The sequence below is a fragment of the Blautia caccae genome (genome assembly GCF_040095955.1).
GTDB lineage: Bacteria > Bacillota > Clostridia > Lachnospirales > Lachnospiraceae > Blautia > Blautia celeris.
Genome location: NZ_JBBMFP010000009.1, coordinates 1 through 23,792 on the forward strand (window position 1 = coordinate 1; position 23,792 = coordinate 23,792).

At 39.1% G+C, this 23,792-nt stretch carries 26 protein-coding genes and 1 pseudogene; 6 read left to right on the top strand and 21 right to left on the bottom strand.

Annotated features, from left to right (window positions below; all coding sequences use genetic code 11):
* Positions 1-621 precede the first annotated feature (621 nt).
* The 9 genes from WMO65_RS11245 to dinB form a co-directional block, all read right to left on the bottom strand.
* Positions 622-1,095: a sigma-70 family RNA polymerase sigma factor gene (locus WMO65_RS11245; protein ID WP_002584936.1), complete on the bottom strand. Its 474-nt coding sequence runs from the start codon at positions 1,093-1,095 to the stop codon at positions 622-624.
* Positions 1,096-1,459: 364 nt separating this feature from the next.
* Positions 1,460-1,768: a hypothetical protein gene (locus tag WMO65_RS11250; RefSeq protein ID WP_002584937.1), complete on the bottom strand. Its 309-nt coding sequence runs from the start codon at positions 1,766-1,768 to the stop codon at positions 1,460-1,462.
* Positions 1,769-1,886: 118 nt separating this feature from the next.
* Positions 1,887-2,105: a sporulation initiation factor Spo0A C-terminal domain-containing protein gene (locus tag WMO65_RS11255; protein WP_002584938.1), complete on the bottom strand. Its 219-nt coding sequence runs from the start codon at positions 2,103-2,105 to the stop codon at positions 1,887-1,889.
* Between the two features lie 141 nt (positions 2,106-2,246).
* A complete protein-coding gene (locus tag WMO65_RS11260; protein ID WP_002584939.1) occupies positions 2,247-2,561 on the bottom strand; it encodes a helix-turn-helix domain-containing protein in 315 nt (104 codons plus the stop codon).
* A 165-nt stretch (positions 2,562-2,726) separates the two neighbouring features.
* Positions 2,727-3,092, bottom strand: coding sequence for a hypothetical protein (locus tag WMO65_RS11265; RefSeq protein WP_002584940.1), 366 nt, complete (start codon positions 3,090-3,092; stop codon positions 2,727-2,729).
* Between the two features lie 9 nt (positions 3,093-3,101).
* Positions 3,102-3,674, bottom strand: coding sequence for an ArpU family phage packaging/lysis transcriptional regulator (locus WMO65_RS11270; RefSeq protein ID WP_002584941.1), 573 nt, complete (start codon positions 3,672-3,674; stop codon positions 3,102-3,104).
* 230 nt (positions 3,675-3,904) lie between these two features.
* Positions 3,905-4,144 (bottom strand): hypothetical protein, encoded by a 240-nt coding sequence (locus WMO65_RS11275; protein ID WP_002584942.1) that lies wholly within the window; start codon positions 4,142-4,144, stop codon positions 3,905-3,907.
* 12 nt (positions 4,145-4,156) lie between these two features.
* On the bottom strand, positions 4,157-4,369 hold the full coding sequence (locus tag WMO65_RS11280) for a LexA family protein (protein WP_038273524.1): 213 nt from the start codon (positions 4,367-4,369) through the stop codon (positions 4,157-4,159).
* 14 nt (positions 4,370-4,383) lie between these two features.
* The gene (gene dinB / locus WMO65_RS11285; protein ID WP_002584944.1) at positions 4,384-5,631 is read right to left on the bottom strand and encodes a DNA polymerase IV; all 1,248 of its coding nucleotides are present in this window, start codon (positions 5,629-5,631) and stop codon (positions 4,384-4,386) included.
* Between the two features lie 192 nt (positions 5,632-5,823).
* Between dinB and WMO65_RS11290 the strand changes: the two genes are divergently transcribed.
* Both WMO65_RS11290 and WMO65_RS11295 read left to right on the top strand, forming a co-directional pair.
* Entirely contained in the window at positions 5,824-6,564 is a 741-nt protein-coding gene (locus WMO65_RS11290; protein WP_002584945.1) for a helix-turn-helix domain-containing protein, read from the top strand.
* Between the two features lie 67 nt (positions 6,565-6,631).
* Positions 6,632-6,862, top strand: coding sequence for a helix-turn-helix transcriptional regulator (locus tag WMO65_RS11295; protein ID WP_002584946.1), 231 nt, complete (start codon positions 6,632-6,634; stop codon positions 6,860-6,862).
* A gap of 149 nt (positions 6,863-7,011) precedes the next feature.
* Here the strand turns inward: WMO65_RS11295 and WMO65_RS11300 are convergent, their stop codons facing one another.
* The 3 genes from WMO65_RS11300 to WMO65_RS11310 form a co-directional block, all read right to left on the bottom strand.
* The gene (locus WMO65_RS11300; RefSeq protein WP_118743365.1) at positions 7,012-11,313 is read right to left on the bottom strand and encodes an NACHT domain-containing protein; all 4,302 of its coding nucleotides are present in this window, start codon (positions 11,311-11,313) and stop codon (positions 7,012-7,014) included.
* 72 nt (positions 11,314-11,385) lie between these two features.
* A complete protein-coding gene (locus tag WMO65_RS11305; protein WP_002584951.1) occupies positions 11,386-11,808 on the bottom strand; it encodes an N-acetyltransferase in 423 nt (140 codons plus the stop codon).
* Positions 11,805-12,167 (bottom strand): MmcQ/YjbR family DNA-binding protein, encoded by a 363-nt coding sequence (locus tag WMO65_RS11310; protein WP_038273536.1) that lies wholly within the window; start codon positions 12,165-12,167, stop codon positions 11,805-11,807. The genes WMO65_RS11305 and WMO65_RS11310 overlap by 4 nt, the downstream gene beginning before the upstream one ends.
* A 256-nt stretch (positions 12,168-12,423) precedes the next feature.
* On the opposite strand from WMO65_RS11310, the gene WMO65_RS11315 reads away from it, so the two are divergent.
* From WMO65_RS11315 to WMO65_RS11330, 4 genes and pseudogenes are all read left to right on the top strand, one after another.
* On the top strand, positions 12,424-12,747 hold the full coding sequence (locus WMO65_RS11315) for a MobC family plasmid mobilization relaxosome protein (protein ID WP_118743364.1): 324 nt from the start codon (positions 12,424-12,426) through the stop codon (positions 12,745-12,747).
* A pseudogene (locus WMO65_RS11320) lies at positions 12,714-13,067 on the top strand (relaxase/mobilization nuclease domain-containing protein); the annotation flags it as partial. The gene WMO65_RS11315 and the pseudogene WMO65_RS11320, both read left to right, overlap by 34 nt.
* 547 nt (positions 13,068-13,614) lie before the next feature.
* Entirely contained in the window at positions 13,615-15,462 is a 1,848-nt protein-coding gene (gene ltrA / locus WMO65_RS11325) for a group II intron reverse transcriptase/maturase (protein WP_199688317.1), read from the top strand.
* A gap of 183 nt (positions 15,463-15,645) precedes the next feature.
* Positions 15,646-16,551, top strand: a complete 906-nt coding sequence (locus WMO65_RS11330) for a relaxase/mobilization nuclease (protein ID WP_243107803.1) — start codon at positions 15,646-15,648, stop codon at positions 16,549-16,551.
* Between the two features lie 63 nt (positions 16,552-16,614).
* On the opposite strand, the gene WMO65_RS11335 is transcribed toward WMO65_RS11330, so the two are convergent.
* The 9 genes from WMO65_RS11335 to WMO65_RS11375 all read right to left on the bottom strand — a co-directional run bounded on the left by WMO65_RS11335 (position 16,615) and on the right by WMO65_RS11375 (position 23,767).
* A complete protein-coding gene (locus WMO65_RS11335) occupies positions 16,615-16,989 on the bottom strand; it encodes a hypothetical protein (RefSeq protein WP_118743363.1) in 375 nt (124 codons plus the stop codon).
* On the bottom strand, positions 16,986-17,675 hold the full coding sequence (locus WMO65_RS11340) for a hypothetical protein (protein WP_118743362.1): 690 nt from the start codon (positions 17,673-17,675) through the stop codon (positions 16,986-16,988). Before WMO65_RS11340 ends, WMO65_RS11335 begins: the two co-directional genes overlap by 4 nt.
* A 57-nt stretch (positions 17,676-17,732) precedes the next feature.
* On the bottom strand, positions 17,733-18,092 hold the full coding sequence (locus tag WMO65_RS11345; protein WP_322255256.1) for a helix-turn-helix domain-containing protein: 360 nt from the start codon (positions 18,090-18,092) through the stop codon (positions 17,733-17,735).
* A gap of 102 nt (positions 18,093-18,194) precedes the next feature.
* On the bottom strand, positions 18,195-18,494 hold the full coding sequence (locus WMO65_RS11350; protein ID WP_115623647.1) for a hypothetical protein: 300 nt from the start codon (positions 18,492-18,494) through the stop codon (positions 18,195-18,197).
* Between the two features lie 121 nt (positions 18,495-18,615).
* Positions 18,616-19,800, bottom strand: coding sequence for a type I restriction enzyme HsdR N-terminal domain-containing protein (locus WMO65_RS11355; RefSeq protein WP_118743361.1), 1,185 nt, complete (start codon positions 19,798-19,800; stop codon positions 18,616-18,618).
* A gap of 55 nt (positions 19,801-19,855) precedes the next feature.
* The gene (locus WMO65_RS11360) at positions 19,856-20,314 is read right to left on the bottom strand and encodes a hypothetical protein (RefSeq protein WP_115623649.1); all 459 of its coding nucleotides are present in this window, start codon (positions 20,312-20,314) and stop codon (positions 19,856-19,858) included.
* A 14-nt stretch (positions 20,315-20,328) separates the two neighbouring features.
* Entirely contained in the window at positions 20,329-21,861 is a 1,533-nt protein-coding gene (locus WMO65_RS11365) for a hypothetical protein (protein WP_118743360.1), read from the bottom strand.
* A gap of 21 nt (positions 21,862-21,882) precedes the next feature.
* Positions 21,883-22,914 (bottom strand): hypothetical protein, encoded by a 1,032-nt coding sequence (locus WMO65_RS11370; RefSeq protein WP_115623651.1) that lies wholly within the window; start codon positions 22,912-22,914, stop codon positions 21,883-21,885.
* 16 nt (positions 22,915-22,930) lie between these two features.
* On the bottom strand, positions 22,931-23,767 hold the full coding sequence (locus WMO65_RS11375) for a hypothetical protein (RefSeq protein WP_115623652.1): 837 nt from the start codon (positions 23,765-23,767) through the stop codon (positions 22,931-22,933).
* Positions 23,768-23,792 lie beyond the last annotated feature (25 nt).

Below are 23,792 nucleotides of genomic sequence, written 5' to 3' on the forward strand. Positions count from 1 at the left end.
TCCACTCTGAAGGGAAGTACCCGGAACCTGTCCCAAATTAACCATAAGGATATCGCCTCTTTCAATTTTCATTTATTCGTTCCTCCCATCTCCTGAAATTTAATCGCAAAGCATCCATTATTAGCTCCACAGGAATACGGCAGAGACATTCAAAAGGAATACTCTGCCGCATAACCTCTATAGCCAATTTTCGATTATTAAACAGTGCTCGCTCGATTCTATTTATCCTCGATACCCCGAATCGTTTATCCTGCTGACGCAGGCAGGGAATAATAACCTATCTGACTGCATTCGCCAGATCACAACCCAAATGCTCCCGCACACAGGCTCCGACAGTTCATAGGTTTGCCGGTTACAGACTTTTCACAGTCCACAAGTGTATCGCACCCTATACAGATCGTCGCATCATCAACCTGCCAGTTGATTTTCGGTCAGTGCTTATTCGCTCGTCCGATGTTCATCAGAGTCATGGCGGCAGTTTCCTTGTGCTTCCTGCATAAGATGTCACGTCAGTTATTACTGGGTATTCAGTTTCCAATGTGCTTTTGAGGAGTCCTTAAAACTCTCTCTAATTACTAAATTCAACTGACTTGCCCGGATGCAAAAAAATCTGCTGATTTTTTAAAAAATATTTTCCTGATACATTCTCCGCATCTTGTTTAAAATTGTATTCAGCTTGTACGCCAGAACCTGCCGGGACACTCCCATAATCCCTGCCAGCTGTACCTGCGTTTTATTCTCAAAATAAATGCCATAAATAATCATCCGTTCTTCTGCATCCAGCTGATTAATTACCTTGTGGATATCTCGTCTCTCCACACTGCTGATCACGCTGTCTTCCACATCACAGCTATAGTCCGGAAAATCCTCGATAGAGAATTCATAATCCTGTCCATTCGTCTCGCTGTAAGGAATTTCCCGCAGTTTCCGTTCAACAACCTCACCTTTTTCATTCTTAATTTCGATCTTCCTTGGCTGGCTGCTTCGATAAAAATTATTCATGGCATAAGCCACTTCCTTTGTGATTTCAATCATCTTTCCATCTACATTTGCGTAGTATTTCCCGTCGTATTTATATGGATGTTCAATATACATATCCGTCCTCCTGAATTTGAAATTTGTTTGTTAGTTTCAAATTCAGAAGGCGGTCCTCTGATCTGGTTCATGCCTGCTCCACCAACTACTGCCAGGTAAAACCTGCAGGTATTGGCTGAAAAATTCAGGCACGAAAAAAAGCCCCAGTAGTCTTTTTTAACTACTGAGGCTTCCGTCTCTCAAATTTAATTCAGTTTTCTATGCCTTCTTTCATCAGCATAACCATTGTATCAGAGTAAAGTTCAGAAAGTGTCCGTTTACAGGGCTTAAAAGTTCATTATTCTCATTGGATTGTACACATTTTCAAGGGAAATGTTCACTTCCTCTTTTCCCCTAACAGTTCATCCATTTTTTATCTGAAAATCTAAGGATTTTCCATCAGCTCTCCATCCACATACATTTGGAACTTTTCCGGATCATGGACAATATCATAGTCTTGTCCCCATTCAACAGGCTTATATTCCACCACCATTACCGGCTCCTGTCCTTCTATCTCATCTTCCCAGAGATATACTCTAAGATTCAGGCTGGTGGCATACCCATAATCTGTAGAGAATCTAACAGACTGAAAAGAATTATCCTTGCATTTTTTGACAAGGAGTTTTGCAAAATCCTCTTTATCTTCAATCTGTTTTCTGTTTGCCACAACAGTAAGTGTTTCATCCTGATTCATTTTCATACTGCTAATGACATCCGGCTCTCCCTCTTTATGTTTCTGCGCACAACCCGAAACCAAGGCTACTGCCAATAACAGACATATTAACGCATACTTTTCCTCTTCAATTTAATAATCACCTCTGTTCTGCTGTTAAAGTACCTACTGCATAGTTAATTACTTCCTCCGGTGTTGGTCGATCCCCCTTTATTTTAACTTTGCGCCATTCTGCCTGTACCTCTGGATCCGGGCTATCAAATCCGGCATCAATCGCTCTCTGGATTTCCGCATATACCTCTTCCGGAGTGGTATGGAATTTTTCAGCAACCTTCTCAAAAATAGTTTTTCTGTGCATTTTATATCTCCTCTTTTTGAATTAGTATTAGTTCTTTAGAACTACTATAGCACAGATAAAAACAAAACAGAATCCCCATTCGTTTGACAAATTGTGACAAAAACCGCAAAAAAAGAAGGGCTTCCGCCCTCCTCATAAAAACTATTCTGTTAATGCCCTGACCGCTTTGATGATTTTCTTCTGCTCTTCTTTTGGAAGTTTCCCGATCATTTCTGATAATTCATTCGTCACACCAGTTACAGAATGTGCCACAACATCTATCAGAAGTGAATCTGCAGAAACTTCCAGAGCGTTGGCTATCGCAACAAACGTATCCAGTTTTGCGGCTTTCAATCCCCGCTCAATCACGCTTACATGTGTCGGACTTAATTCCACCATGGCAGCCAAATCTTCCTGTGTCAGACCTTTTGCTTCCCTTGCCATCTTAATTCTCTGTCCTACAGCTTTCAGATCCATCGCAGCACCTCCTTTAGAACTATTTTTCGGTCTAAAGTTAGTATAACTACCGACTGTTGCGATATACAGAAGCTGCAAAACAAGTTATCGTTCTATAGAACTAATACATGATTTATTCCATAAAATAATCCATCCATTGATAGCCGCAAGAAGGTGTCCTATTTCCTAACAATCTTCTGTACAGTATCGGCTGATCAGATGCATCCAGCTTGTATATTTATTTTTTTGACATACTTTCTGACAAACAGGATTCTGCGTCAATATAGAAAACATTTTCTCATAATCAAATTCCCACGCATAGCCTTTTAAATGCTTTTCGACTGCTTTCTTATCTGACTGTTTCAGTTGCCATATCAAACGCTGGATCTCTCCTTCCTGAAGGTTTCCAACATTTCTGCATATGTACCGAAAGAATTTCAAGGTCGCATATTCATCATGCCATTTCTGTTTTTTGTTCTGAACCTTCCTCTCTGCCTGCTGATCCCGGATAATATCATCTGCAATCTTTACCATTGAATTTTCGTATCTCATCCCACTCACCTACTCTTCTTCCACACCCAAGGAGGGTTTGAATCTTTTGTTTTTTGCCTGCGGCACTACGATCTCGTAAAAGTAGAAGCCAAGATACCGCAATGCCTGTTTCTTCATTTTATAAAACGAAGTCCTTCCAATGCCAAGTTCCTGCTGGACTTCCACATCCGTTTTATTGTAATGGCTGCAAAAACAGGAATGGATAATCTCACTGAGCATCACTCCGTCCGGGGCATAATACTTTACCAGTGTAATCCCCCGGTAAACCATATCCGACAATCCATATATGACCATCAGATTGTTCATTTCATGCCTCAGTTTCGTTACATTCAGCTGTTTCCCGTAAACATCAAGATAGCTCAACGCATATGCCATATCCTCATTGATCTTCTCCTGGCACTCCATTTCCAGTTCTTCCAGTACCATCTTATTTTCCAATATCAGTTTCTGGTAATTCACCATCAATGCCTTTATGTCTTCATGATGCCTGTCCATGGTTACTTCCAGATAATCCTGTGCATGGGTCGCCATCTGGAACGTAACCTCTTTCATTGATTTAATTGCATAATCTCTGTCTGTCATAAATCTTTATTTCTCCTTATCAACAATCACACTAACTGGTAGGTCTTGCAGACCAGTTCGCCTTCCCCATGATTTTGATGGAAAGCAATCTAAATTACTCTTTGCAGGATCCATATCCTAAATGGTATTTGTGGGGAATACCAGCTGATCAGAATACGGATCCTTATGTAAAACCAACGGGATATAAAGGGAAAGTGACTATCTCCGCCGGTTAATATTCTTCCTTTTAATTATGAAATCTTCCTTTCCATAAACCATTTATCCACTTCAAAAAACAAATGGCTTTCCTTCCCCTGTACCATACAGGTGTACATCGTACCAACACCGCCTGCTTTCCTGCTGGCGCAGCGTTCAATCTTAAGCACCTTATCAATCTTGTATTTTCTGCCGTCTTCCCAAACAAATAAAATTGGAATCAGGCATCCTTCTTTACTGAACTCTGCTACCACATCAACATATACCTTATTCATGCCGCACCTCCATCACAGGATTTCGATTGCTCTTGGAGATGCCGGAACTCTCCGGATATATCCACTTTTCTCTAACTGCCTGATCCTGGAAAATACCGTTGATGTTGAAGCAACTCCCAGTAATGCCCCCAGTTCCCTGACTGTTGGCGGAAATCCATGCTCCTCAGTAAATCTTACAATGCACTGATAGCTTTCTTCCTGTTTTCTGGTTAATGTCTTTTTCAAATCTATCCCTCCCATTATCCATGAAAATAACTGTGAGGATGGACCGTATGTGTACCGGCGTCCAAGTGGGATAAGACTTTATCCTGGTACATTGCTGCCCGCTGTATGCTGAAATATCCAAACCGTCGTCTGATCTCATCCACAGCCCGGTCCAGCCTTTCTAATTTTTCCCGTTTCTCCTGATTATCAAATAGATCAAGCTGAACCGGAATATCTTCCATTACCAGATCAGACCCCCTCACGCCAAGGCTCCGTATCGGATGCTCCCATCTGTAATGTTTCTTAAATAATTCAAATGCTGCTTTTACAATTTCATCCGTAATATTCGTCGGCTGGCTGATACGCTTCTGCCTTGTGATGCTGTTCAGCCCGTTATCCCGGATTGATATTTCCACCACCTTACATTTAAAACCATGTTTCCGTAATCTGGCAGATACACTCTCCGATAATGCCATCAGAATAATCCAAACATCCAGATCTGTTTCCAGGTCTCTCGGTGTCGTTGTACTGTTTCCAATGGACTTGACCGGAGCTTCATATCCTTCCGTACAAACCGGATCCGAATCATATCCATTTGCAAATGCCCATAACACCAGACCGATTTTTCCAAAATGGCTGTCCATCAACTTTTCATCTGTCTGTGCCAGCTGGCCAATGGTATGGATCCCCAACTTCTGCAGCTTCTTGTTTGCCTGCCTGCCGACATACAACAGATCTGACACCGGCAGACCCCAGACGATTTCTTTGTAATTGCCACGATGAAACTGTGTGATGGCATCCGGCTTTTTATAATCAGAGCCAAGTTTTGCGAATATCTTGTTCCAGGAAATGCCAATACTCACGGTAATGCCAAGTTCGTACTTAATCCGGTCACTGATTTCCTGGGCAATCTTCATTCCATCACCTTTGATACTGCTGCTTTCCGTCACATCCAGCCATCCTTCATCTATTCCATACGGCTCAATTTTGTCCGTATACTCTGAATAAATTTCTCTCGCCATACTGGAAAACCTCAAATACAGATCCATCCTTGGCGGCACAAAAATGATTTCCGGACAAACCTGTTTTGCCTGCCAGAGCGCCATCCCGGTTTTTACACCACATTTCTTCGCAATATAATTTGCCGTCAACACAATACCATGTCTTGCTTCCGGATCGCCGCCTACAGCAAGTGGCTTTCCCGCTAGTTCCGGATGATGCAGCATTTCTACGCTGGCATAAAAACAATTCATATCACTATGTAAAATTGTCCTGTCACCCATCCTTTTCTCACCTCCGTCCGGCTTTCTTATCATTCCTTGCATGGTTAGTATAAGCCGACACTATGGGGATAGTCAACTGACATTTTGGTTGTATAATCTACATATTGGAGATTTTTCTTGATTTTCTTGTATATGTGCTGTATAATGCACCTATAAGAATCTAACGGAATTTCATAGAAGTGAGGCGAATATATGCGTTCTATTGGCAGGATTATTGCAGAAAACAGAAAAAAGAAAGGGCTTTCGCAGCCAAAGCTTGCGGAACTGCTTTCACAGCAGGGTATTGACGTTACAGCGAAGGCAATCTCCAAATGGGAGACAGATGCACGAGAACCAGGACTGCATGTTTTTCTAACTCTCTGTAAATTGTTGGATATTGAAGATATTTATGATGCTTATTTCGGGAAAAATCCATACAGTGTAATGGACGGTCTGAATCAGGAAGGAAAAGATAAGATAAAAGACTACGCAAAAATACTAAAAGCCTCCGGCTTGTTTGAACCGGTAGTTGCAAACATTATTCCTTTCCGTAAAAAAGAAATTTTTATGGATATCTTCGGAGATGCAGTTTCTGCAGGTACCGGTAATTTCCTGACAGATGCGCCAAAAGAATCTTATGAAGTTGGCGATCTTGCCCCGGACAATGCAGACTTCGGAGTCCGGATATCTGGTGACAGTATGGAACCGGAATACCACAACGGGGAAATTGCATGGATTCAACAAAAAGACAGCATCTGCAATGGAGAGATTGGCATTTTCTATCTCAATGGAGACGCCTACATCAAAAAACTCCATGATGAACCAGATGGATTATTCCTGATCTCCCTGAATAAAAAATACAAACCTATCGCAATTCAGGAATCGGACTCTTTTAAAATATTCGGCAGAGTTGTCGGCAAGTGTGATGCTTCCGACATCCCCGGTTTTCAATAATCGTAATACAGTCCGTGCCATTCAAACCGGCTGTTGAAACAATAATAAAGTTAAAGGAAGTGATTGGATGGCAATCAGCAACATTCTGAAAGACATTCGTGTGGAGCGAAATCTAATTCAAGAAGACCTTGCAGAAGCAACCGGCTCCTGCAGCCGTACCATCGGCAGAATTGAACGTGGGGAGCGAAACCCCTCGTTGGAAATGGCAATCCGACTTGCCCATTATCTGAATATGAGCGTGGAAGAGATTTTCAAATTGGACGATGACACTTCTTGTCAAGAAAAAACCGAGGAATGAATCCCCGGTTTTTTTGTATTAATAATTTTGATTCCTCAACATAAATCTATTGATGTATTTCATTTCCAATGACTTAGTTTCGGTACACCTCTACTTCCTTATACACCCAAACTTGTTCCACCGGCCAATCCTCATTTGCCATTAAGTTGTCAAGACTCTATAGTATAATACTCGCCCTGTACAGAATCACCGGTATATTCCAATAATCCAGTCCAATCTGTGAACTTGGTAATCATGAGAGTTTTGTCATGTATCTCTTTAGATGCATTTACAAACCATACAAGATGAAACTTCTTAATATCTAAGAATTTGTCCAAAGCATCTTTCCGAATAATCAATCCAGCTTTTTGTTTTGTCAAATCAGTATCAAAAGCTATGAGTACACCTGCTTCATCGTAATAATATCCATCATACTTCTTTTGCCTAAGTTTCAACGTATTAATGATTTCTGCACATGGATGGAAATACGAAAGGGCATCTTCTTTAGATGCATCAAATTCTTCCTCCCATATTAAGTCTTGCGTAGCATTTAGCACTTTACCCAAGTCTATTGTCACCGGTTCTTCTTTTGTGTATGTTTTGGTAACGGTCGGAATTTTAAAGTTTTCATCTAAATCTATTTCCGATTCAAACTCTACTTCCTCAGCATCAGCTTTACCTGAGTACTTCTTCAATAATGTATCTATCCAAGAAAACTGTGGTTCTTCAACTGTACTAGTAACCGATTTTGTTTCACCAGTTCTTAATTCAATATCTTTCAATTGCCAGCCTAACACAGATTTACTACCACTCGACCATGGATACTCCCTGCTATACAGAGTATACGTTTCTGGAATCCCAGTGATATCACTATTAAGCAGATTCACATTTTTACCTGCATACTCTTTTAATATAGCCAATTGCTCATCCGTAACAAAATATCCATACAACCAATTCCACACCATCAGTTTGTCATATGCTAGATCATTTCTACCGGTATCGGCATATTTAGACAGAACAACCCATTGATTTCCTCCATCATCGGTTAATAATAAGTCTTCTTTCTGATGTACAAAAAAAATTGAATTAGAGTTCGTCCATATATCTTCATCAAATGCAGAATCGTCTTTAACAGTATGATTCTCTTGAACGGACTCCCTTATATGCTCATTGATTTGTGAAAAATAAGGGGCATCATCACATAATAAATTATATGCATTCAATGTTGGATCAAAGTCTTTTACATAAGGCTCCCATGGACCATCGTATGATACAATCTCCTCTTCCATCGAAAACCGTTTCTTCATGGGATAATAATCTGAGATTCGAGCTAAGATATTATACATAGCAATCCACTGATACTTTTTCCCAATACGTTCTGTCTTTAACACACGATGCCTGTCATATGAAAAACGGCTCACAAATCTATCATAATCATCGAATAACTCTCCCTGGTAGCCCAGTTCATTAATGATATAATACATGGCATAATTGAATATTTTGTAGTCATCTACCTCAAAATTTCGTAATGCACTTTGAAAAACATATCTACCAAAATCTCCATACATACCGATTCCTTCGAATCGCATAGAATGCTGAATATAAAATAAACCGTTTTTAAAGTCTTTATCTGAGTATTTTTGATCATCTATATCTGGAATAGGAATTGATTTATACTGTGGTTTTATTTTTTCAAATTCATAATCTTGAAGTTCACCTGGATACTCCATCAAATATCGTTCAATAATAAGTCTTGCATAATCTCTTAATAAAATATCCGGATATATCATATCCTTATTAAAGATGTCCTCAAACACAAAACAAACCAATGACTTAAATGTTTCCTTATTTTCATAATTACGTTTTACACAAGCTCCAAATGCAATCCCATAAAGTCTTTGAATCACATAAGGATCATTTACATCAGAAAACATTTTTAAAAGATACTCTGTATACTCAAAATGATCTTTTAAAATTTCAATCATAGCCTTCGACGTTGTATCACGAAGCCAGCGATTTGAAGAAGTAAGTACCCATGAGAAGAGAATCAGTAACAGCCTGATTTGTTCTTTATCAGAAACCTCAAGCACTTCTCCTTTGTTGTAAATTTCAATTAACTGGACAATACGATCATCATCTGAATTTCTTCCATTAATGAATGTTGTCCAAAGATAATCTCTTTTGGCAAGGGAATACCTCTTCAGTACATCGTATAAGGCATCTGCATTCAACAGATGGCCTTGTTTTACCGAATTATTTATAAAGGCATTCCATAAAATAGACGGTTCTATAGAATACTCGTTACACAGTTTTAACAATTCCGGAATGGATAAATAGTTTTTACTTCTCCACTCAAAAGATTCAATATATGTTCTAAACAAATCCTTTCTTTCTGATTCATCGTTTATAGATTGTATAATATCTATACATTCTTTTCCAAATTTTTTAGCATATAAAGCACAAACATGTGCGAACAAATCTTCGCTTCCCCAGTTTTTAAACTCCCCATCAACAATACCTAACACATGCTCATAAACATATTTTCTAATTTCTTCTTCAGTCTGAAACATTGAAAGAATTGTCTTTGCCGAGAAATAGTCATTCATCTGATCAAACGAAAAATACACATAGTTCTTGCCATCCGATTCATAGTCGTGAAGAATATTTTCCCGTATGAGCTGCGTAATAAACGGCCTGGCTACCAATCCCAATGAATCCCAAATTGGCATCGATTCTATCTCACTTTTTTCAAAATGACGCTTTCCTGTAAGAAGAGTCTGTTTAGATATAGCTTCCACTATAGGCAGAACTAAGTTATCTGATTGATCGTAACCTGCTGTTTCAATAGCTTTTTCCAATTTCATATGAAGCTTGTCATTAGCCTTTTCTAAAAGTCTCTCATACAATACCGGCAACTCCACTTCATCACCTTGATATGTTTTACAATACAGCGTTAAAAACAATGGATTGTCAATATTGGCAGTGAACATATGCAGTGGAGTAAACTGTATTCCATAATAACCAAGAAATTTTCTTGCAGCCTCAAGTGGATTGTTTCTGAATCCCCTATGCTCCATTTTCGCAACATTATCCAATTCAAGGAATCGTTCTGGAAGAATTGAATTCTGATATTCACTTCTAAACGAAACAGCCAAACGGACGTAGTTCTTTTCACTTACTTTTTTGTACAATATAGGCAAAACAGATTTCCACAATTGTGGTTTCCAGCTTTCATTTAATGCATCAATAAGAATTGGCACTATTTTTCCATTTGTTTCTCCAATTACTTCTAAAATATCAATGAGGTCCTCAAAATCAAAATCTAATCTCAAATTATTCTTTAGTTGTTCGAATATGTTGATATCAGAAAGGCAATCACTCCCAATGATTAACAAAGCATTCTCGTTTGCATTAAGTAACGAAATCGCTTCATTTGCAAAGAGTTGCGTCTTGCCAATACCAGCTTTTCCTTCAACTATCAGAATCTTTTTGTTAAGCAGATTCCTCTCAATTTCAGATAACTCTAACCGATAAAACAAATTCTTGAGTTTATTTAATTTCCCCAGATATCTTATTAATCCAGCTGCCTTATTTTTGTCCCTACCTTTTATTTCTTCATACTCAAATTGTGCATCCGCAATTTTTGTTTCTATTTCGGTCATATCATGTTCAAATTCTGTAGAAATCATTCCTTGCCAGTTTTCAACATCATGAATACAATCGAACTTCACATCTGGTATTGTGACAATGAATTCAGAAAGTTTACGAGCATATTTATATAAGCTATCACCATCAAGTTCCCACCGTAATGAAGCAATTTCTTCGACAAGATTTCTTTTTCTATCATTGTAATAATCTAGTGCACTCTGATTTTGCAAAAAAATAGATAAATTCCTTGATGCCTCTGTATCTACATTAAAATCGGCATTAAAACGTTCACCAAGAATATTAACTGTTATAGCTGCCTTATTTACAAACCACTCATGTGAAATACCATGATCATCAAAGTAATATTTCCCCAAAAACGGATATTTTCGAACAAGATCAAGTATAGTTGTATCCGTTATCGGTTGTAATGCAATACCGGCATCGTTTAACAATTTTTCAATGCCCTTATAACTATCGCAGGTAGTTGTGAGCGCCTTATTACAGAATAAATAGATGAGGTCTAACTTTCCTTTATAATGCTTAACTGCTTTTTGTGCCGACTCTCTGATTTGATTGTAATCAGCATCATTATCAAAAAATTTAGCTTGATAACCAATGTATCTGTTGTTTACTTCATCCAATATAGGTTCTGATTCGATTCCTGGATTATTCGGATTACTATGAACATATTTGCACACGTTATTCTGAGAAAGGAATTCATATGTAAATAATTGTCTGCTCAAATCTTCAAATTTATATCTAACGCCACGTGCATCATTATTGCTCGTGATAAATCGTTCCCACGTAATCTGTCCTACTGCCATGGTTCCACCTTCCTCTCCATCTTAATCTTTATTGTATCTTTTTTCTTGCTCATAAGAAACATTTTTAATCACCTAATGATGCCATTCCATCGTATATTCTTCTTCTGATGTACTCTCATCTATTCCCTGATTAATAATTTGAAATCCATAATGCTGGTAAAATGACACTGCTCTCATATTCTTCTTATAAACATTCAATCTCAAATTATCTCGTGACTTCATAACGGTATGAAGCAGTCCCGTCCCGACACCTTTCGATTGTTCCGCTGCTCTTACAAAAATCCCTGCAATATAGGTATCAATCAAACCGATAAATCCTCTGATCTGTCCATTTTCTTCTGACACCAATACTTCAGCTTTTGGAATCATTTCTCTGACCATTTCATAATTATTTTTCCAATAATCTGTCTCTATAAAAGAATGTGACTCCATATTGACCTGAAGCCATATGGACATTACCTGATCCAAATCCTTATTTTCAAAGCTTCTTATCATTTCCGCAATCCATCGATCAAATCATAACTCATATCCAGAAAATCCAATATTTTCGATTCTCCTACTGTTCCATCCAACAAAATCGTAATCCAATGCTGCTTATTCATGTGATAGCCCGGCAGAAAACCATAGGTCTGGATAATCATTCCTGTCATTTCCGGATCACATTTAACATCTATAATTTCCACGGTATCATCTCCATCCAATCCAAGTTTGGATCTCTCAACATTCATGATCACCGCATACCATTTTCCATTATGATGACGAAGCACTGCACTATCTGGAGAACTGCTCCACAAATATTCAGGTATTGTTCCATACTGCTTCTTCACATATTCAAAGATTTCTTCTCTATCCACTCTTTTTTTCACCTCTGGATATTCTCGTATCTTGAAATAATCATACCACATTTTCATGAGCTGCACTACCTGTTCAGTTTCTCAAATTCTTTTGCAATTCTCTATTTCACCTGAATTTATCTATTAGAGGGTAGAACAGCAAGGACAGGAAGTGTATATACACTTCCACAAAAATGGCAATTTAGGGAACCCTGCCCTAAATTGAAAACCTCGAAGCACCCCAAAACCGAATTACGTACAGAAGGAGAAAATGGACATGTCAAACAGAAAAAGAAACATCCAAATATTGTTTTGTGTTACTCCAGAGGAAAAGAAGCTGATCCGCCAAAAGATGATTCTGTCAAAGACAAGAAACATGGGCGCCTACCTTAGAAAAATGGCTATCGACGGTTACATCATCAATACCGACACAGCCCCTATAAAGCAGGTTTATGAAGAGATGCACAAAATCGGTGTGAACATCAATCAGATTGCAAAAAAGGTAAATACCACCGGTGATTTGTACCCGGAAGAAATGGAAGAATTGAAAAGGATGGTAAGCAAGATATGGCGTATATTAAAATCTTCCCCATTAAAGTAACTGACAAAAAAGCCCTAGACTATATTATGAATCCGGACAAAACCGAAGAGAAATTATTGATTTCCAGTTTCGCCTGTTCCCCAGAATCTGCTGATCTGGAATTTGCTTTTACCAGAGAAGAAGGTAAAAAGAACGTGATGGACAAAGGCAACAATCTGGCATTTCATTTAATTCAATCTTTTAAGCCTGGAGAGGTTGATGCTGAAACCGCACATAAGCTCGGCAAAGAATTTGCTGACGAAGTACTAAAAGGGAAATATGAATATGTCATCAGTACCCATGTTGACCAAAACCATATTCATAACCATATCATTTGTGCGCCCATAAGGTGCAGAGTAAATCCGCTTAGCAAGCGGCAGGCGTGAGGTTTCATGCCTGTGGTCAACGGCTAACCTGGATGGGGAAACCCAAAGGGGACAATAGCACGACCGTAAAGCTGCGAGTTGGCAAGTTGTCATGCCACGACTGAGCAGCAAGACCAAAGTTCATATGAGGATAAAGCCTACACTGGTTGAACGGCAGTCCGAGGGACATTTGTGGTGGTCGTAACGGAAGACAGCTACATCCGTTGCGCTGTGCATCTCCATCAGAAAAAATGACTGGGAGGAGCGAAACCAATGTGCAGCCCGTATGTATCAGCATAAAAGGACGAAAACCGTATCCGACAATGAACATTGCTTTTTACTCTGCTACTAAATGGGGATTGCCTAAGTTGGAACGCTCGCAAGAGCTATGGGCGCAGGCCTTGAATATCCAATATGGCAACGGAGCCGCCGTAGTAGTCCGAACGTGTTAATGGCACGCACATGGCGAAGGGCGGCAGTTCATTCAATTCAATGCAAAAGAAAGGAAGGTGCGTGAGGCACTATGAGAAATCCAGAAAATGTATTGAACAGTCTGCAAGAGCATTCAGCTCAATCCGGCTATGTCTATGACAGATTGTACCGCAATCTGTTCAACCGGGAATTTTTCTTACAGGCATATCAAAATATCTATGCCAGTCAGGGAAACATGACCGCAGGCACAGACGGACAAACCATCGATGCAATGAGCCTTGAAAGAATCGACAGGCTCATTGCTACCCTGAAAGACGAATCCTACCAGCCCAAGCCGTCCAGACGGGCATATATTCCCAAAAAGAACGGAAAACTCCGTCCTCTGGGTATCCCGTCCATTGACGACAAGCTGGTACAGGAAGTTGTCCGTATGCTGTTGGAATCCATCTATGAAAACAGTTTTGAAGACACCTCCCATGGCTTCCGACCTAATAGAAGCTGTCACACGGCTTTGAGAATGATTCAAAATCGCTTTACCCGGTGCAAGTGGTTTGTGGAAGGAGATATTAAAGGCTTCTTCGACAATATCGATCATAATGTCATGATTGGCATCCTTCGCAAGAGAATTAAAGATGAGCGTTTTCTGCGCCTTATCCGTAAATTTCTCAACGCAGGATATATGGAAGATAACCAACTGCATCAGAGTTACAGCGGCACTCCGCAGGGCGGCATCATCAGCCCCATACTTGCCAATATCTATCTCGACCAGTTCGACAAGCATATGGCCGAATACAAGAAACTGTTTGACCGTGGGAACAAGCGAGCCGTCAATGTGGAATACCGCAAGCTGAGCGATAAGAGAATCCGACTCAAAAGAAAGCTGGCAAAGGCGCAGTCCGAGGAAGAAAAGCAATCCCTTCTGGAAAGCATCCGGGAACTGGATAAGGTACACAAATCCATCCCCTGTAAAAATCCAATGGATACAAATTTCCGCAGACTGCAATATGTCCGCTACGCTGACGATTTCCTTATCGGTATCATCGGAGCCAAAGAGGATGCACAGGCTGTTAAACAGGAAATCGGCGCATATATTGCCGAACAGTTGAAATTGGAACTGTCGGACGAAAAGACGCTGGTAACCAAGGCAACAGACCGGGCAAAATTTTTAGGATTTGAAATCAGGGTCACACCGCAGAGCAATCACACCAAGAAAACAAAAAGCGGTTCTACAGCCAGAAATTACAGCGGCCATGTAATGCTGGAAGTCCCGACTTCCGCCGTTCAGAAAAAGTTGCTGGAACTGGGAGCCATGAAAATCGATGTTCGCAATGGAACAGAGATTTGGCAACCCACGCATCGTGGAAAACTTGTTGGGCGAACAGACCTGAGTATTCTTGACCAGTACAACGGCGAGATACGAGGATTCTGTAATTATTATGCGATTGCAAACAATCGCTCTAAGCTCCACAAGTTCCGCTATATCATGGAGTACAGTTTTTATAAAACTCTGGCCTGTAAATACCGTACAACAAAACGCAGAATCATTGCTCAATATCGTATCGGCAAAGACATCGGCGTAAAATTTCAAGACAAGCATGGCAATGAGCGCATTCGACTACTGTGGAAAGGCAGTCTCGCCAGAGACCCCTACCCACTGGGAAAAGAAGCGGACATTATCCATAAGCCCAAGGGCATCTTGAAAAAGCCCAGTCTTGGCGCACGATTGAAAGCAAATCGGTGTGAATGGTGCGGAAAAGAAACTTCAGCGCTGGTAATGCACCAGGTAAGAACGCTGAAAGAGCTGGATGAAAGTCAACCGTGGGCAGCTTTTATGAAGAAGATTAACCGGAAAACTCTGGTGGTCTGCGAAAGCTGCCACGCCAAAATTCACGGCGCAGACTGTGAATGGATAGAGAGCCGGATACAGCGAGAGTTGTAAGTCCGGTTCGGGGGCGAGTGCTCGGAAACCTACCGCAGCAATGCGGCAAGGCGCTGGGTACTTAGCCTACTTAATGCTACCAGCTTTGTTGATCATCATAAATATGTCTCCAACAAACGCAGCTATCATAAGATCTGCCGGATCGGCAACCGTATTTGTCAGGAAAACGGTCTGGTCACCAGTATGCCAACCGGCGAAAAAGGAAAATCTTATAAAGAAAATATGGAATACCATCGTGGGAACAGCTGGAAAGCAAAACTAAAAGTCGCTGTAGATAAAGCGATCTGGTCATCCATAAACTATGATGAGTTTCTTCAAAAAATGAAGCTTACCGGATATGAGATCCGTCAGGGAAAGAACCTGGCTTTCCGGGCACCGGAGCAAAAAAACTTTACAAATATGAAATCTCTGGGTAGCTATTACACGGAAGAAAATGTATTACTCCGCCTTGAGAAGAACCGGCATAAAACAAAATCTCCACGTAACGTCTCCAGAGAAGTACGGCTTTTTGTCAGCATCTCTGCTTACGTGAGTACCGGCAATCGTGCCGGATTTGAACGGTGGGCACAACTCAATAATCTGAAAGAAGCAGCCCGAACCTTCAATTATCTATCCGAAAACAATTTGCTGAATTACGAAGACTTTAGGCAGCATATTGCAGATATTGATAATTCTTTTATTGCTACGGAACAGCGAATTTCTGAATTAAGCTCTGAAATATCCCACCAGGAACTTATTCAGAAACATTGTTCGTCCTACCGTACCTGCAGAAAAATAGTAGAAGATGCAAAAACAGCACCGGATCCTCAGAAATATAAAGCCGCTCACCAGTCAGAATACAAACTGCATGATTCCTTAAAACAGCAATTACAGGAACTGGGCATTACCAAATTACCTTCCCCGGAGAGGCTACAGAAAAAAATTGATAATCTAAGAAATGAACATTCCTCTGCTGTCAAGGAAAAGCAAGATTTGGAAAAAAAGCGCTCAACGATAAATACCATAACTGCCAATTTCAACACCTTGTTATCCAATGACGCACATTTTAAGAACACTTCTGAACACCGACAAGCGGAACATGATTTATAATAATCTCCATATGTAATGAGCTAAGGTCAAATACACTGTACATCACTGACCCTAGCTCATTTTTTACTCTTCATCAATTTCAAAGACTTTCCGGTATTTCTTTCTTTGGCTTTCTAATGGCATCTGATCACAAAACTCTTGCATCCATTCTTCACATATAGATACCATTTCTTCTACAGGAAAATCATACTCCCCATATCCTATATCCCAGTCGCAATCTTTACTTCGTTCTCCATACTCTACCAGCAACTCCGGAAACATTTCCATGGAGAAATAAATCGAATACTCGCTCAATCCCAGCGCATCAAACAAGTACATAAATTTATTAAAATCCCCGACTGTCATCGGAATTCTTTTCTTGATTTTATCTCTATAGTTATCTCCACACATTCGCAAGAATTTGTTTTCCTGAGAAATAATATCTTTTGTTTTTTTCATCGGCTCTCTTCACTCCCGCTATCCATTTTATCTTCTGGTGCATATATAGCCATTATACTGCTACTGCCATCATCATGATCAATATGTATCCAATAATCTCTTATCCAATACCCCGTGTGGCTTTTCCCCAATGTATACAGTTCATTTGTTTGAAAATCCACAATACATACTTCCGGAAATCTACCCTTGGAATCGCTCCATTCCATTTCATCCTGATACATGGAAAGGACTTTATCCAGACAATCCTGGCACAAGTATTTTTTTATCACTTCAAAATCCGGTATACTCTTTTCTCCGTAATTCACTTTACCCTCAAAAATCCCATGGTTGGGCATCCCATTGATCTGGAAACTGCACTCTTCCTCTCCATGTGAAGATGACGTAATACTTAATCCCCCATCACTGATGATTTCCGTACCATCATCAGAATATACACGAGTATCTAATGTTGATATTTCCATTGTATTCAAACATACTAAACCCAACATTCCCGATTTTCTGTAATATGGCATCAAGCTTCTTTCATTATTTCCGCAAATGCAGCACTCTTTCTGGCTAATTTCAGATTTTACATCCGGAATTTGAAAATTATTCTCTGCTTTTGTTGTTACCACATTCAATTTATGTACGCATCCCGTACAAAGCAGTGCAATCACAATTGCACCAAGTATTCCTTTTTTCTTCATTCCTACCTTCTCCAACACACAAAAAAAAGAACAGTCCAATTTTTTCTTGAACTGCTCTTATTTCTTTAGACTCCTCATAAGAGATAACACAATCTCTCTTTCTTTAACTTCCAATCCATCCCATATATCCAATAACTCTGTTTGATCAGATGTCAAATCTAATTTGCCACTGTCTCCTGCAAAAAACTGAGCTAACGATATTCCAAATGCATCACATATTTTCTCAAGCGTTGGAATCGTCGGAATGCTGTCTCTGGACATTATATTTCCTAATGCTGTCTGCGACATTCCCGTAAGCTGTGAGAGTCGATATTTAGAATACCCACGTTTTCTGCATAATTCAGAGATTCTTTTTGGAATATACTCTTCTATACGCAAGTATTTTACACCTCTTCTCTGACCTATTTTTACATTCATTGTAACCACAAATCAGCGAAAAGATTAGAACCATACTACTTATCTAAATACTCTAGTATGCTTGAGTATTTGGGTAAAAAAAAGAAAAGCAGCTCTTAATGCCTATTCAATTGTATTTTTTATCAAATCCATCTTCTTTAAGAAAGTAATGGCATCTTCAATACCAGCCATATACGAAATATCCGCATACCGACAATCTACTGTTTGTAAGCAGGCAATATAGTCATTGATTATCATTCTGTCATGCTCCGGCAAATCAAGATCCATAACTCTCTTTGTCAATTCATCCAGATCTTTCTCATCTTGTTGAAATATCTCATCTTCTGCACAAATCTTGTTTCTGGTTGCATCAATAGCTTCCGCTATTGTCTGGTTCAATACTTCTCTCGTAAGCAAATCCATTCTTTTTCATCCTCCTGTACTATACGATCACCAATTTGGTGACTAAATTGTACAAAGATATGAACTCAATGTCAAATAACAATGAATGACATGATTCGCCGGATTTCGACAATTATTTCTCTTATTTATCAAATTCTCTTTTCCTTTTACATATCTCCCTGTACTCATCCCTTATCAGTGCATATGACAATAAATTTTCCACCAGAGTAATTATTTCAGGCGTATCCATATACAATAATTCTTTATTATATACCGTTCCCAGTTCTATTTTTCCATTTTTAATAATAACAGGATATAGATTTTCAAGCAATTCTTTTAGTTCAGCAGACTTGCCACTTCCAATTTTTCCAACAGTAATTCTGCCATTATGGTAAAAATGATACGCTTCTCCAATCCGAACAATACTTTTGTCAACAGAATATTGCAGTGCATTATGCGGTCTATGATTATCCTGATCCACTGAAACTGTAAGAATTGTAGATGTTCCATAATCAAAAAAACTCAAATTCATAAAAAAAGTCTTTTCGTGATATTTTATCAGGAATGATCTATATGCCCCCTGATATGTTCCACCGGATGCATTTCCACATGATAACATTCTAATACCATAATCCTTAAGCAACGTGAAAATCTTATACTCCCTCTCCGGCAGACTATGACTGGTATCAAGAAAGCATTCCCACAAATTTGTCAAAAATGACCTCATTGATACCGGAGTATCCGGATTAAATTCATAACCGCAATAATAATCCCTATTGTTCTCCAACTCATCATACGAAAAACGGGGTTTTGGAGGCTCCACCAGCAGCACATCCCCTTCTCCTTTTAACATGGTTTCATATTCCGGAAATGATTTCAGCTCTATGTACTGATTTCTCTCTTCACTATACCTTGCAACAATCATATCTATACCGTTTGTAACCGCAATATAATCTGCCCCAAGGCAATCTGCATAATCACATACTTGCTGAATTTCTGCATCACCCAGCATAATTTCTGGTGCTTTACACTCAACAATTGCTAATGGCGAAATTACATCTTTGCTTTTTGTATATCTGTCAATTACCAAATCCGCACGTCTTATGCTGTCCACACCATACTTTGATAAAAGCATTTCCACCTGCAGCATATTAGATGGCACATGAATCACCTTTAACAAAAATTGTATTATCTCCTGCCGGATCTCTTCTTCCGGGGTTTTCAATATCATTTTGTCACGCACCGGATCCAAGAAATATTCTTTCCCATCAGACACGCAAATGTCCGGTAATTTCAAATTTTTCAGCTGTTCTTTAATCTCATACATATCTTATTCCTTTATGAATTACAAATACACATATTGATCTGTTATTTGTTTTAACCTATGCATTCACCATAGTCTGACGTTTCTGGGCTTCCAATATAGTATTTCTCATCTCATCTTCAATTTCAATCTTTATAGTTTCTATCCCAAATTGGCGGATAGTTTCTGCCAGAACAGATTTTCCATTTAATTTCTTCCACTCTATCTCATCACAAACTACAATGATTTTCCGATATGTTTTTCCGGTTATCCTATCTAGTAAGAGCATTTTCAAAATATCATTTGCAATTTTATTATTCTGTGCTTTCTTTGGTTTTCCAATATGAGAAAAAATTTCTCCCACAATACATAACTCTTCTGAATAAAAATCAGGCTGCATGTATGTAAATGGATTATCTGCAAGATATATCTTTCTGTTATGCTCTAATTTAATTTGGAGCCGTTTCTCAATAGCCTCAAAAATATATTGTTCTGCAATCACCTGTTCTTCAGATGACGACTTATGCTTTTCACTCATCTGTTATACCTCTTTTACTCTGGCAAATTCAAATCAGATTCTGTGCATTTACGGATAATGTGCTTTGTTCTATCCAACGGAAGAGGCACTTCATTCTCCGAAAAGTATTCCTTTTTCACAACTTCCACTACTGCTTCGTGATTATCTTTCCCTGCTGGAACAATTACAAAATCCCCAACCTCAATGGAATCATCATCCGCAATATAATAATATCTTTTGTATCCCTCCTCAAATGTCACACTACAGAATATTATGTCGCTACGGCATCTCCTTATCCTTCCATAAACAGACGGATCCATGATTTCTCCCCAGCCATAGAAAGCCATAAATTCAAAAACACTATCAATAAACACTTCCCAACCATCGGGCAGACCTTTTTTGTCATAAGTTCCCCGGATTATTTTTTCTTTTCCTTTTTTCGTGATAACCTTGATAGTATAATCTCTGATTTCATTCGGATCATCTACTACATCTACCGGGTTTCCTTCAATGTGTCCAAACAGTACATCTACATCCAAATCATCCAGCAGGCTGTCAATTCCGTCCTCAACCATATATTTATGTGAAACCGAACATCCAGTTCCGATATTCTGAATCTGTTCGATACTTTCCTGGTTTCTGTCTATGACTAAAGATTCTGTATAATTCCAGACAACTCTATCCAATTCTACGGCTGATTGTTTCGGCATTATTTGGGTAATCCTATGATAATCTACTTCTATTCTATTTACGATATCTGGCTTATAATTTCCATCAAACACATAAAGCTCTGGCATTCCCAGGCTGTCACGTATCAGCTCAGAGAGATCCTCACCCTGTACTTCAAATTCAGAACATAAAGAACCACGGAACTTAAATATCTTCCCTTCTGTATTTGTTAGCTCCAAGCTCCAGTCCCCAACGTCAGTTGCAAAGACTTCTATATAGCCCTCGCTGAAATAATCAGAAACTGCCTCCAGTACTCTCTCTGCAGTTCGTTTTTCCAATTTAAAATTCTTTGTTCTGGACTTTTCATAATGCCCATCACGTCTATGTCCAACCACATATACAGAATACCATACCCGTCCTTCTGAATTGATGGTTAGATGCTGTTCTACTTCCTCATCCGGTTCCGGACACAGACCATACCCCAGACGATTAGAAACTATGCGTACTTTTTTGGGCTTTCCTTTGAAAATAAAAGGATTTTCCCCCGATAATACTGCCAGACGGCTCAACGCAAGAATAAACCATGAACGATTTTCAAATTCCAAGATTGATGTTGCATCATATGCCCAATGATTAAAGTATCTCCATCGGGAATAAATGGCTGAACCAAGAAGCTGAATATCATTTACTTCATCAATAACCTTATCAAGCTCATCATATTTACTTTCCGCTTTTCCATACCTTTCAGAGAAAGAATGTCCGCAATCCATTTGAAATCCAAGAGCCTCACACTCATCCGCCAGATAATGATCGACAAGATCTGTATATGATATTTTTTGATCTCTGAATTTATCAACCCATTTCGTTGCGAAAGCATTAACTTGCTCTAAATATCCCATTCCAAACATACCTCCCCGAAATTATTGAAGTTCCTCCCAAGTTTTACCGTCCAGGTCAGAAGCAATTTTCTCAGTGTCCGGCATTGTTTTATACTTTAACATTTCCGCAAGGTTGAAAAATTTACTCTTTTGGATTGGATTTTTACTGTTTTTTCTAAAATCTATTGGATAAAACTTTTCTACCATAAAATATCTATGACATACTGACCGAAGGTTGTATCCATAGTCCCTTGCACGATGAATTGCCTCATTAATCCTATCTACCTCATCCTGTTTGACCGGTTCACTATTTTCAGAATGATATGTCATCTCACCATTAACTTCTACGGCTAGAATCGTTTTTTGCAACTTGCCAATAGCCCGGATACTTTTATCTTTATAGAGTCCCACGTATCCATGATCAGAATATTTTCGTTCAGCCTGATCATAATACAGATTCAGATCCAGATTATCCTGAAACGTCGTTCCTGCCACTATTGCTCTCATCCATTTATAGCGGTCCGGTATCAGTTTCTCATCAAAACAATAGTTTTTGAAATCTTCCAAGACAGCCATGATTTCTGTATCTCTCTCATCAATCACTTCTTCTATTGCTTCTACAAGTTGCTCGAAAGTCAGATTTACATGCTTAATCGGGTGAACAAGTCGATCCATATTCTCTTTATTGAACTTTTTTAGTTCTTCTTCCAACTCATCAGATAGTTGTCTCTTCATCGGTTTCGGGTCAATCGTCAACAATACTTTAATATCTTCTGCGCCAAACTGATTAAGATGATTTACCAACTGCTGCTTTGTAAACTGATTATACAATTTTGTTTCTACAACTATCTTAAAACTCTTCTGGCTGATCACTGCATCCGGTACACTCTCATCGCCTGCGACCTGTAAATCAAATGTAATTTCCGGACTTTCTTTTTCTCCGAGAATAAGTGAGTTCAACATCAGAAAAAAACGATCCGCATTATAATTATATAACCGTGATAACATCAGCATCGTATTGGATGTATCTACATTCTCTTTTGAATGATATCTCTGAAAATAATGTATCTGCATACAGCACCTCCCAGTATCAGCTGTTTTTAGTAGACTTCTGAAAACGGGCAGATTCTACCCATTTTCTAAACTCCCAGTCCAATGGTACCTCGTCTATCACTTCCATAAGCATTTGCTCATAATCCAAGTAAACCTGATAATCTGATATTCTGCTCCAAGCAGTAGTCAAAACAGGTACCCCATACTGTTTCTTGGCGATATCCATAATATAATTGTCCAATGGAATATGTAAGAAACGGTAGAATGGTTCCACTACATCCGGCACAAGCACATATAAATACTTCAACGTCATATTCACCCATTTTTGTGCCTGTCCGATATAGAATTCTATTCCCTCTGCTTCATATTGGTCTACTATCAGCTTACAAATTGAATAATGCCACTGTGTATATTTTTCCGAATTATCTACGTCAATCAGTTCTGGTATTCTTTCTTCCAAAAGAACATCAACAGACTTTCTCAAAGCGTCTCCATTTTTACCATGAAACCGAATAGTTCTGCACATATCCGTATACGCACTCCGGCTGGCTGCCTCAAACGGATTATCAGTTACTCCGAAATATAGCATCTTCAAAAACTCTAAAATATTACTATCCACAGTGACCTGATGGGCCTGCATTATTCCTTCTTTTTTCGCAACAATCCGCCTGCAGAACTCATCCACTTTCTCCTTTCCATAGTAAGAAAAAGGATCTTCAATAGAATTTCCCATCAAATCCAACCATGGATTGAATATAGCCTGCCCTTTATGATAAAAGTACACGCATTCTTTCATTGAGAAATACCCATTACGATGAGCGATCCAATCAGACTGCTCCCGTGTATATTCCTTTGCTTTTTCTATATCGTACACTATATTCCTCTTTTCTTAAAACCAC